This window comes from Mycobacteroides franklinii (assembly GCF_002013895.1).
GTDB lineage: Bacteria > Actinomycetota > Actinomycetes > Mycobacteriales > Mycobacteriaceae > Mycobacterium > Mycobacterium franklinii.
In genome coordinates, this window is record NZ_MAFQ01000022.1 from 24,752 (window position 1) to 36,295 (window position 11,544).

At 63.5% G+C, this 11,544-nt stretch carries 11 protein-coding genes; 4 read left to right on the forward strand and 7 right to left on the reverse strand.

Translation table 11 applies throughout. The features are described from left to right. Nucleotides 1–27 precede the first annotated feature (27 nt). The 5 genes from rsmD to B4393_RS25980 form a co-directional block, all read right to left on the reverse strand. Nucleotides 28–573 carry a 16S rRNA (guanine(966)-N(2))-methyltransferase RsmD gene (gene rsmD / locus B4393_RS25960; protein WP_078336577.1) on the reverse strand — a complete coding sequence of 182 codons (546 nt, stop codon included), beginning with the start codon at nt 571–573 and terminating at the stop codon, nt 28–30. Next, nucleotides 570–3,953, reverse strand: a complete 3,384-nt coding sequence (locus B4393_RS25965; protein WP_078336578.1) for a pyruvate carboxylase — start codon at nt 3,951–3,953, stop codon at nt 570–572. Before B4393_RS25965 ends, rsmD begins: the two co-directional genes overlap by 4 nt. A 61-nt stretch (nt 3,954–4,014) precedes the next feature. After that, nucleotides 4,015–4,584, reverse strand: a complete 570-nt coding sequence (locus tag B4393_RS25970) for a vitamin K epoxide reductase family protein (RefSeq protein ID WP_078336579.1) — start codon at nt 4,582–4,584, stop codon at nt 4,015–4,017. Beyond that, the gene (locus B4393_RS25975) at nt 4,581–5,354 is read right to left on the reverse strand and encodes a DsbA family protein (RefSeq protein ID WP_070939011.1); all 774 of its coding nucleotides are present in this window, start codon (nt 5,352–5,354) and stop codon (nt 4,581–4,583) included. Before B4393_RS25975 ends, B4393_RS25970 begins: the two co-directional genes overlap by 4 nt. A 22-nt stretch (nt 5,355–5,376) precedes the next feature. Then, nucleotides 5,377–6,423: an alpha/beta hydrolase gene (locus B4393_RS25980; RefSeq protein WP_078336580.1), complete on the reverse strand. Its 1,047-nt coding sequence runs from the start codon at nt 6,421–6,423 to the stop codon at nt 5,377–5,379. 35 nt (nt 6,424–6,458) lie between these two features. On the opposite strand from B4393_RS25980, the gene B4393_RS25985 reads away from it, so the two are divergent. Beyond that, nucleotides 6,459–7,343 (forward strand): LLM class flavin-dependent oxidoreductase, encoded by an 885-nt coding sequence (locus B4393_RS25985; protein WP_078336581.1) that lies wholly within the window; start codon nt 6,459–6,461, stop codon nt 7,341–7,343. Here the strand turns inward: B4393_RS25985 and B4393_RS25990 are convergent. Next, complete coding sequence (locus B4393_RS25990) at nt 7,327–8,040, reverse strand: cutinase family protein (protein ID WP_078282733.1); 714 nt, start codon at nt 8,038–8,040, stop codon at nt 7,327–7,329. The two genes, B4393_RS25985 and B4393_RS25990, sit on opposite strands and share 17 nt — an antisense overlap. A 183-nt stretch (nt 8,041–8,223) precedes the next feature. Continuing rightward, nucleotides 8,224–8,850, reverse strand: coding sequence for a TetR/AcrR family transcriptional regulator (locus B4393_RS25995; RefSeq protein ID WP_078336582.1), 627 nt, complete (start codon nt 8,848–8,850; stop codon nt 8,224–8,226). 58 nt (nt 8,851–8,908) lie between these two features. On the opposite strand from B4393_RS25995, the gene B4393_RS26000 reads away from it, so the two are divergent. The 3 genes from B4393_RS26000 (at nt 8,909) to B4393_RS26010 (ending at nt 11,480) form a co-directional block, all read left to right on the forward strand. Beyond that, a complete protein-coding gene (locus tag B4393_RS26000; protein WP_078336583.1) occupies nt 8,909–9,121 on the forward strand; it encodes a ferredoxin in 213 nt (70 codons plus the stop codon). 227 nt (nt 9,122–9,348) lie between these two features. Then, on the forward strand, nt 9,349–10,680 hold the full coding sequence (locus B4393_RS26005; RefSeq protein ID WP_078336584.1) for a cytochrome P450: 1,332 nt from the start codon (nt 9,349–9,351) through the stop codon (nt 10,678–10,680). A 38-nt stretch (nt 10,681–10,718) separates the two neighbouring features. Further along, nucleotides 10,719–11,480 carry a nuclear transport factor 2 family protein gene (locus B4393_RS26010; RefSeq protein ID WP_078336585.1) on the forward strand — a complete coding sequence of 254 codons (762 nt, stop codon included), beginning with the start codon at nt 10,719–10,721 and terminating at the stop codon, nt 11,478–11,480. Nucleotides 11,481–11,544 lie beyond the last annotated feature (64 nt).

Consider the following 11,544-nt stretch of genomic DNA (forward strand, 5'->3'; position numbering starts at 1 on the left):
AACGGTGGCTGTGGATTGCCTGGACAGTTACAGAGATCCCAGCTCGAGCCGCGTACCGCCGTACTTCCGGGAAATCACTACCCAGCCCTCCGGCCACTGCGCCTCGGGACCCGACGCATCACGCTCGATCACCACGAGGGCATCATCCGTGACCCAATGATCCGTCAGCCGCGACAACAGAGCCGAAACCTCCTCAGCGGAAACCGAATACGGCGGGTCCGCCAAGACGAGGTCGTACGCACGGTTGGGTGATGTCGAGAGGAAAGCCGCCACCGGAGACTGCCGCAGGTCGGCACCCGGCAGCCCTACTGTCGCGATGTTGGCCGAGATCACCTGGCACGCGGCGGCACTGGACTCGACCAACGTCACGTGCTGCGCACCGCGTGATAGCGCCTCCAGCCCCAGCGCGCCGGAACCGGCGAACAGATCGAGGGCTGCGATCCCCTCGAAGTCCAGGCGCGCCTCGAGCATGCTGAACAACGCTTCCCGCACCCGATCCGTGGTGGGCCGGGTTCCTTTCGGTGGCACCGCGATCCGGCGTCCTCCCGCGGCGCCTGCGATGATGCGGGTCAGCTGATCACCACCAGCAGATCTCCGCCCTCAACCTGAGCCGTCTCGGTCAACGCCACCCGTGCGACGGTGCCCGCCTTGGGCGAGGTGATGGAGGCCTCCATCTTCATGGCTTCGATGGTTCCGATCGTCTCCCCGGCCGAAACCTCTTGGCCGGAAACCACGTTGAGCGTCACCACACCGGCGAAGGGCGCGGGCACATGATCGGCATTCGCCCGGTCGGCCTTCTCCGCGCTGGCCACCGCGCTCTCGATGCTCCTGTCACGTACCTGTACCGGACGCAGCTGCCCATTGAGGATGCACATCACCGTGCGCATCCCGTGCTCGTCGGCGTCGGAGATCGCCTCCAGCCCAATGAGTAGCTCGACGCCCTTCTCCAGCTTGACGCGGTGCTCCTCGCCATAACGCAGACCGTAGAAGAACTGGTTCGCCGAAAGCCGTGAGGTATCGCCGTACTGCTCCCGGTGCGCCAGGAATTCCTTGGTGGGCCCCGGGAACAGCAGCCGGTTCAAGGCCGCACGCCGGGTCGCGCTGTCGCCGTCGAGCGCCGCCTCATCCTCAGCGGTGAGCGCGACCTCGGCACGAGCCGGTCCACGCCCTTCCAGGGCACGGGTACGGAACGGCTCAGGCCAGCCACCCGGCGGATCGCCGAGTTCGCCGCGCAGGAATCCGATGACCGACTCGGGGATATCGAAGCGTCCCGGATCGGAGGCGAACTCGTCGGCGCTCACACCGGTGCCCACCAACGCCAGTGCCAGATCGCCCACCACCTTCGACGACGGCGTCACCTTGACCAAACGACCCAGCATCCGGTCGGCGGCGGCGTACCGCGCCTCGATCTCTTCGAACTGGTCCCCCAGGCCCAGCGCGATGGCCTGCTGGCGCAGGTTCGACAGCTGCCCACCCGGAATCTCGTGCGTGTACACCCGGCCGGTCGGCGAGGGAAGCCCAGACTCGAACGGGGCGTACACCTTTCGCAGCGCCTCCCAGTACGGCTCCAGATCGCATACGGCGGTCAGCGACACCCCGGTGTCGTATTCGCTATGCGCGGCCGCTGCCACGATCGCGGACAACGAGGGCTGGCTGGTGGTTCCCGCCATGGGTGCCGCGGCACCGTCCACCGCGTCGGCGCCGGCCTGCCACGCAGCCAGATATGTGGCCAACTGCCCACCCGCGGTGTCATGCGTGTGAACGTGCACCGGCAGGTCGAACCGCGAGCGCAGCGCCGTCACCAGAGTCGCAGCCGCCGGCGGGCGCAGTAGACCTGCCATGTCCTTGATCGCCAGCACATGCGCGCCCGCTTCGACGATCTGCTCGGCGAGCTTGAGGTAATAGTCCAGCGTGTACAGGTTTTCACCGGGGTTCGACAGGTCGCCGGTGTAGCACATCGCCACCTCGGCCACCGACGTGCCAACCTCACGCACCGCGTCAATTGCGGGGCGCATGGCCTCGATGTTGTTGAGCGCGTCGAAGATTCGGTAGATGTCCACCCCGGTGGCACTCGCCTCGCGGATGAACGCCCTGGTCACCGTCTCCGGATACGGCGTGTACCCCACCGTATTTCGCCCGCGCAACAACATCTGCAGACAGATGTTCGGAACCGCCTCGCGCAGGTCAGCGAGCCGCTCCCACGGATCTTCCTTCAGGAACCGAAGCGCCACATCGTAGGTGGCCCCACCCCAGGCCTCGATCGAGAGCAGTTCTGGAGTCAGCCGCGCCACGTACGGTGCGACCGCCAGCAGGCCGGTGGTGCGCACCCGGGTGGCCAGCAGCGACTGATGCGCGTCGCGGAAGGTGGTGTCGGTCAGGCCGACCGCCTTCTGCTCGCGCAGTGCCTTGGCGAAACCCTCTGGCCCCAAGGCCAACAGCCGCTGACGCGAGCCGTCCGGCGGGGGTGCCGACAGATCGACCGCGGGCAGCTTGTCATGCGGGTACACCTTGGACGGCTTGGCCCCATGAGGCTTGTTGACGGTGACATCGGCCAGGTAGCTCAGGATCTTCGTGCCACGGTCGGCCGAGGACCGCGCCGTCAGCAGCTGCGGGCGCTCCTCGATAAAGGAGGTCGTGACGTGCCCGGCACGGAAGTCCGGGTCGTCCAGAACCGCTTGCAGGAAGGGAATATTGGTGGCAACACCGCGGATACGGAACTCGGCGACGGCGCGGCGGGCACGAGCCACCGCGGTCTGGAAGTCCCGTCCACGACAGGTCAGCTTCACCAGCATCGAGTCGAAGTGAGCACCTACCTCGGCACCCAGCGTTGTGCCGCCGTCGAGCCGGATGCCGGCGCCACCGGGACTGCGGTAGGCGGTGATCCGGCCGGTGTCGGGGCGGAAACCATTGGCCGGGTCCTCGGTGGTGATCCGGCACTGTAGCGCCGCACCACGTGGCTTGATCGAATCCTGATGCAGGCCAAGGTCGTCGAGTGTTTCACCGGAGGCGATGCGCAGCTGACTCGCCACCAGGTCCACATCGGTGATCTCCTCGGTCACCGTGTGTTCCACCTGAATGCGCGGATTCATCTCGATGAAGACGTGGTGACCGCGCTCGTCGAGCAGGAATTCGACGGTCCCGGCGCAGCTGTAGCCGATGTGTCGGGCGAAAGCCACTGCGTCCAAACAGATCTTCGCCCGCAGGTCGGCGGGCAGGTTGGGTGCGGGGGCGAGCTCGATGACCTTCTGGTGGCGCCGCTGCACGCTACAGTCGCGCTCATAGAGGTGTATGACGTTTCCCGCGGTATCCGCGAGAATCTGCACCTCGATATGCCGGGGATTGATGACGGCCTGCTCCAGGAAGACCGTCGGGTCGCCGAATGCCGACTCCGCCTCACGGCTGGCCGCCTCGATCGCCTCGCGCAGCTGCTCGCGCTCGGCGACCCGGCGCATGCCGCGGCCACCGCCTCCGGCGACTGCCTTGACGAATACCGGAAACTCCATGGACTCGGCGGCGGTCAGTAGCTCCTCGACCGATGCCGAAGGCTGCGAAGACGCCAACACCGGCAGCCCCGCCTCACGCGCGGCAGCAATGGCACGTGCCTTGTTGCCGGTGAGCTCCAGGACGTCGGCCGGCGGCCCGACGAAGGTGATACCGGCCTTGGCACACGCGGCGGCCAGATCGGGATTCTCGGAGAGAAACCCGTAACCGGGATAGATGGCGTCGGCACCGGCGTTCTTGGCCGCGTTGACGACCTCGGATACCGACAGGTAGGCCCGGACCGGGTGGCCCTTCTCCCCAATCTGGTACGCCTCATCGGCCTTCAGTCGATGACCCGAGTTGCGGTCTTCATATGGGTAGACAGCGACTGTTTCGGCACCTAATTCATAGGCGGCACGAAATGCACGGATCGCGATCTCACCGCGGTTGGCGACAAGAACCTTCGAGAACATAGTCACTGACCGTACCGTGAGGATTGAGCGAACGCGCGTCCGCTCAATTTCACAAATCAACTCAGACGAGTGTGATCCAGTAATCCCAGAATCGTTCGAGGATCGCCAGCACCACGCCGGTGAACCACAGGGCCACCAGCGACCACCGCCATTGATACAGCACCCTGGCCCAGCGCTGAGATCCCAATGGCCGCAGGGCAATCGACGTGCTCACCACGAACAGCGGAATCGTGACCGACCAGACCACCATGCAGTACGGGCACAACGCACCGATCCGGTACAGGCTCTGGAAGATCAGCCAGTGGACGAAGACCGCCCCCAACAGGCTGCCGATGGCCAGACCACCCCAATACCAGCGCGGCAGCTTTACCTTGGCAACCGACAGCACTCCCGTCACCAACACCACGGTGAAGGCCACGATGCCGATGAGCGAATTGGGGAACCCGAAGGCCGAGGCCTGCTCGGTCGTCATCACCGAGCCACAGGAAATGATCGGGTTCAGGCTGCACGACGGGACATACGTCGGGTCGAGCAGAATCTCGATCTTCTCGATGGTCAGGGCCAGCGCGGCAGCCAGCCCGGCCACCCCGGCAACGAGGACGTACCAGGCGGTCGCGGGGCGAAGCGTCACTTCAGGCCCGGAACAGGTCCGGTGATATCCGTGACGGCCTTGATCAGGTCATCCGGGGTGGTGCCCTTGCCGATTTCCCAGTCCTTGCCATTGATCCGGATGGTGGGTGTGGCCTGGATGTTCAGCTTCGGACCGAGCTCCTTGACCATGTTGAGGTACTTCTTGTCCTTGATGCACGTGGAAACCGCATCGGACGCACCCACGCTCTTGGCTTGATCGATCAACCACTTGTCGTCGTGCCAGGTCTTGGCATTGACCTCGTCGGGCTGCTTACTGGGGTCGTACAGCAGCGAGTGGAACTTGAGGAACAGGTCATTGGACTGGTCTGCCACGCAGTAGGCCGCCGCGGATGCCCGCGACGAGTAGTCACGCTTGAGCCTGGGCACATCCAGGATGCCGACCATGTCATAGTCGGCCCGCACCGCGCCGGCATCGATGAGCTTCCTGACGGTGGGCCCGAATTCCTGCTCGAACATGGCGCAGGCGGGGCAGATCGGATCCTCGATGAGGGTCAGCACCACCTTGGGTTCGGTGGTTCCCTCTTTGGTGATGAGCTTGGCCGGGCCCGGAGTGACCACCTGGATCGCCTTGACCTCGCCTGCGGGCGGAGCGGGCGGGCCCGGGTCCTTCTTGTTACTGAGGACGATGAACCCGACCAATCCCACGGCGAACAGCACGACAATCGCCGTGAGCCCGATCTGAATCAGCTGGCTTCGGCGCTGCTCTGCCTTCTTGAGGTCGTAGCTAGGTGGTTGCTTCGGTTTGGCCACGCGAACAGCCTACCGGGCAGAATTAGCGGGACAGGTGAGCGCGTAGCGCCGACGTCAGCTCATCCATGGCGTCCGATGGCGCCCCACCCAACCCGGCCATGTTGTAGAAGCCGTGAATCAACGGACCCTGTACCCGCAGGTCCACCGGCACTCCGGCGGCCCGTAGCTTCTCGGCGTATTCGTTGCCCTCATCGCGCAGCGGATCAAATCCCGCTGTCGTGATCAGCGCCGGGGGCAATCCCGCGAAGTCCGCGGCCAAAATCGGTGACACTTGGGGGTCTGACTTGTCGACCTCGGACCCGTCCAGATAGTGACTTTCGAATCCATCCATGGCCGCCTTGGTGAGGAAGAAGCCCTCGGCGAACAGGTTTCGTGACGGCCTGCGCACGGTGAAGTCGACGGCCGGGTAGATCAAGAACTGCAGCAGTGGCAGCTGCGCGCCGCTGTCGCGCGCCTGCTGTGCGACGACCGCCGCCAGGTTGCCGCCCGCGCTGTCGCCGCCCACCGCGATCCTGTCGGGTGCGACACCCAGATCGGCGGCATGCTCGACCGCCCACAGGTACGCGGCAAGGCAGTCCTGCGCGGCGGCGGGCGCCTTGTGTTCGGGAGCCAACCGGTAGTCCACCGACAACACCGAGACGCCGGCGTCACGGCAGGTCTGCCGACACGGCTGATCGTGGGTGTCCAGGTCACCGATCACCCAACCGCCGCCGTGGAAGAACACCAGCAGTGCCTGCGTGTGGTCGGTCACCGGCTTGTAGTGCCGGACCGGAATGGACCCGGCAGGCCCGGGAATGGAGAAGTTGCGCACCTGCCCCACCGGGGTGCTGAACTGCAACAGGCCGGCCTGCTTGCGCATGCCGGCCCGGTTCGCCGCGACGTCCTCACCGCGGGATATCTCCCCCTCGCCCATGAGCTCCATACCGCGCAGCAAGAGCTGGGTCGTCGGGTCGAGGATGTTGCCGTCGATAATCACCTGACGACCGGCCATAGCCCGTCGAACGGGAGTCGGGATGTGCGGTGTCACGGCGGTGCTGGCACGCAAGGCGAAGTCGCGGAAAGGGCTCACGACACAACCGTAGCGAGAACTCCTAGGCTGCCGGTATGGATATCGGCATTGCCCTGCCTTTCATGTGCCGGGAGTACACCCGTGAGTCGACGATCACCTGGGCCCGCCTCGCCGACGAGGGACCGTTCTCCACGATTTCCTCGGGTGAACGCATCTCCTATCACAACCAGGACATGTGGGTAACGCTCGCGGCGGCTGCCGCAGTCACCGAGCGGGTCCGGATACTCGCGAATGTTTCTGTGCTGCCAGCACATCCGGTGCCACTGGTCGCCAAGCAGGCGACGACGCTGGACGTGTTGTCCGAGGGGAGGTTCACCCTCGGGGTGGGGGTCGGCGGCCGCGAACACGACTACCGCTCATTGGATGCGTCCTTCGAGCGCCGCCATCAGCGCCTCGATGACCAGGTGGCCGAGCTGCGCCGGTTGTGGCGTGGTGAACCCCCGTTCGAGGGTGCCGACCCGGTGGGCCCGGCGCCCGTTCAAGCCGGTGGACCGCCCATCGTGGCCGCCGCGATCGGCCCGAAATCCCTGGCTCGCGCGGCGCGCTGGGCCGACGGCATCACCGGATTCAGCGTCTCCGGAGCGCCTGCCGAGCTTGCGTACTCCGCTGGGGCTGCGCGCGCGGCCTGGCAAGACGCGGGGCACGCCGAACCGCCGCTGCTGTCAAGCGGATGCTTCTACACATTGGGCATTCCCGACGCCGAGTCCGAGCTCAAGCAGTTCACCCGCGACTACCTCGCGATATTCGGAGCTCAGATAGCCGAGAACGTCCCGAAGACGTTGACCAACTTCGACGCTGACGCACTGAGCCGCACCCTCGACGGCGCCGAAGAAGCCGGGCTGGATGAATTCATCCTCGCGCCGGGAGCCTCCGACGTCGCTGTGATCGAGGCGACGATCGAACTCATCCAGCGGCGTTAGTCTGTGTATCCGGCGAATTGATCTCCCGCGCCGCGAAATCCGCGGCCTGGTTGGTCATTCCGTTGTCTCCGTACGAACCGTGGGCGGCGTTGTCGGTGCCGTCCACAGAGCAGATCGGATCCTCGGGGGCGCACATATCGACGGTCTTGCTCGCGTAAAGGTGCCCGATGTTGATCGGCGGGGCCGTGTTGTCGATGCGTTGCAAAAACCCACTGGAGGGCTTGCCGAACAGCGCCACCGCCGCGACGTGGTCAGCCACCTCGGGCGGCATCGGTCCGGTGATCCCCTCCGGCAGCTCGAAGCCCGGAGGCACTACATCGGCGGTGGTGTAGGCGACAACGGCCGCACCCTGGGAGAACCCGCCCATCACGATCTTGGTATTGGGGCACCGTGCGGCAACGTCTTTGACGCGGTTACTGGCATCGATGACACCGTCGGCAGCAGTGGCAAAGGCCAAGGATGCCGGGTACTCGACGGGATAGACCTCAACCGACTTGCCCTTCGTCCGCGCACGCAGGGCATTGACGAATGCCTCCCCGGTGCCGCCGACGCCTGGCGGCTCAAAAGTTCCGCGCGCGAACACGACCTCGACATCGGGACACGCAGCAGCAACTGCGGACGGAATGCCAATGGGCGAACCAATGAGGGCAGACATCACCACAATGGCAAGTAACCAGCCCCACCGAACTCTCTTCATTAACGACCACCACCTGTCCGGGCTTCCGTCCCTGTTTACCACAGATTCAACGGTTGTGGACAGGTGTGCGCCGTCTCACGGATGACTTTCGCCAACCGCCCATCGAGCGAAAGATATTATCTACGAACCACTTCCACGAGAGCCGGCCGAGACGGGCCACGTTCAGAGTGGGTGGCGTTCCGGCTAATCCGTGACCGCGCGCGCCGCCGTCAGCACAGGCAGGAAATAGGTGACGGCGAGATTCCTCGCCTCGTCGTCCGTGCCCGCACGAAGGACCGTCGACGGAGCCAAGAGCAGAGTCGCCGTGATCCGCATGATGAGCTCGGCAGCCTGCTTGGCGCCCGCTTCCGGATACCCGTCCCCCATCAAGCGCATGGCAAGAACGGAAAGCGCCAGCTGGTAGTTGCCGTGTTCAGTCTCGAATAGCCTCAGCGACATTGATTCGGCCTCGTATTCCTTGAGCGCCGCAACGACCGGATTCACCCGGCATTCACGCATTCCAGTAACGAATACCTCAACAACCTGATCCTCAACCTTGTCGCCCGGATCCAGTAACGGCGCCAATTGGAGAAAGAACTGGAGTACCTCACGACCGACGACCGAGGACACCATGTCGTCCTTATCGCCGCATCGGCGGTTCAGCGTCTGCCGAGAAACCTTGGCTCGCTTCGCTATATCGGCGACCGCAGCCCGCCGGAAACCATGCGCCACGAACTCTGCGCGCGCGGCGTCGAGAAGCCGCTCCCGCTCCTCATCCTCCGGGGCGGCCTGACCCGAAGACCACTGCGACCACACCGCACCTAGATCCACGACGAATCATGTTACCTCTTGACGTAGAGACACTGTTACATCTACAGTCCAATGTCTCATGCAGGAACATTCTTTCTCCATCACCGTCGACGGGGACATCTGCATGGGAGCCGGTTACTGCTACGGCTCCTACCCGCAGTTGTTCACCGAGAACCCGGATGGCACAAGCCTCGCAGCGGACACAACCAGCATCGAATCACTTGATGACGCAGTGAAAGCCAGTCAGATCTGCCCGTCCGGGGCAATCGAGATCCACCGCAGAAAGGACTGATGTTGACCACGGCTGCAACCCAGTGCCCAGCGCACGGTCAAGATGGCGATGCTGGAAGGACCGGCCGTGAACTTCCAGCGGTCACGTCGCCTCGATGGAACACCGGCCGTCGGGCAGTAATCGCATCGTTGAAGGACGACCCGTTCTGGCCCACCCGTAAGCCATTGCGCGCCGCATTCAGCCTGGCGACAGGGTGGGGCCGCGACCGACCTATCCCACCGGGTCCGATGGGATTGCCTTTTATCGGCTCAGCGATTCCCATGGCGCGCAACCCCTACAAGTTCCTCCAGGACTGCCATCGCAGATTCGGGGACATCTATCGGGTACCGCTGCCGATTCATCCCTTGGTTCTGGCCAATCACCCCGATCTGGTCAGCGAGTTCATGGAGAACACCGAACTCAAATACAGCATGTCCGCCCCGATCCAAGGTAAGCGAATTCAAAGGGCAGTAACGAGTGTGGGCTGCCCGGTCCAGGTTCTCGAAGGTCAGGCCCTGCGCGACAGACGCAAGAAGCTCATGCCCCTGTTCGGTAAGAGGCACCTCGCAGTGGTGTCAGACAAGTTCGTTGAGGTGTTTACCGATCGAATCGACCGGTGGCTCTCAGTCGCCGGCACCGGCCAAGAGGTGAATCTTCAAGCGGAGCTGCCGAAGGTCGTGCTGCCCGCATTCATGTATGCCATGTTCTCGACGAAACTGTCCGATGACGAGGTCCTGCATGCCGACACGGCGACTCGATCCGTGATGCGTGCCATTGCATCTGGACTCTTTCTGGCGACTCCACCGAATATTTTCCCGCTACGCGGCAAGGAGAACCTCACCGTCTCGGGCGTTCATCTCCTGCGAACGATCCGCCGGACAGTTCAGGAGCGACGTCTGAATCCAACCGACGATGCGGACCTACTCAACATCTTGCTCGCGGCGCGTAACGACAACAGCAGTCCTCTCACCGAAATCGACGTGTACTCGGAAATCATGTCCGCGATTGGCGGCGGCTACGAAACGATTGTCGCGTCGATGTCGTGGACGCTGGCACTACTGCTACAACATCCGCAACATCTGGAACGCCTCTACGACGAGATCGCAATCCTTGGCGGAAACATGCCCACTCCCGACGATCTTCCCAGGTTGCCCTGGGCACGAGCATGTTTCGACGAGGGACAACGACTCCAGGGCGCACCCATCAACCCGAGATACGCGATGGAGGACACCGAACTCGGTGGCTACCCCATCCCGAAGTACACGATGGTCGCCAGCTCGTTGTATGTGGTGCACCGAGATCCTCGGTGGTGGGGCGAGAACTCCGACGTCTACGACCCGATGCAATTCTTCGATCAGGACCGTGTCACTGCGCGCCCCCGTCTGGCATTTCAGGCCTTTGGCGCGGGACCGCACCACTGCATGGGTACCGGCATGGCCTACATGATGGCCCAATATCTGTTGACGATCATCTTCCAGCGCTACCGCTTGCACCTGCGGCCAGGCTGGCAACCCCAACAATTCTTCAGCTTGTCAACCTTGGTCAAGGGCGGCGTGCCCGCCACCATTACCAAAGCTTGAAATTCCTCTCACACAAGCCATCTCGAGAAAGGAACCACATGACCAACACCGAGACGAGGAATCAGGAATCGCGTCAGTCGGATTGGGGTAAGAAGGCCCCGCCCGGACGGGTACACGCCCCGGTCAGCGAATCCGAAGCACTTATCGAGCCCTTCCTGCGACGCTGCAAGGAACAAGAAGACATGTACGTCGCAGCCGGTTTCCCGCTGGAAGGCATCGCGGACTTCTGGCGCAAATGGTTCGCAGCCTGGAACGACGACTCCCCCGAGGCGCTCGAAGACTGCTGGACTGAAGACCTGGTATGGACCATGTCCAACACCGGCCAGCTAGAGTTCCACGGACGCAGCTATACCGGCGACTTTGCGCGATTCGGATACCTGTTCGCACGGGAACTCGGCTTCTACCCATGGGACGGGACAGACACCCATCTGCCCTATTACGACTTCTTCAACGGTCGGATACGGGCAGCGTTCCCCTACTCGGGATCTACACGATTCTTCTGGAGCAACACGATCCCGTGGCCTCGTAAGCCGGTTCGCGGCTGTGGTGTGGACAGGTACGTCCTCCGCAAGGAGGACGGAGAATGGCGGATCGCGCGAATCGATACCGATCAGGACTTCCTGGCCGCCCTCATGCAGATGCTGCCATTCGCCAACGGCACCACAAAGCTCATAGCGTGGCTTACCCGCACCCTCCCGGTCGCAGCGCGCCGATTCGGTATTTATGACCGAGAATCTCTCTACAGCCGAGAGTACGCAGCAAGCCGACAGGTCAGAGATCTGCCACGCAGAACCACATGAATAAATTCAAGCATTGGTCACCCGACGAAATTGCACTCCTCAGTGACGAAACACTGACTGATGA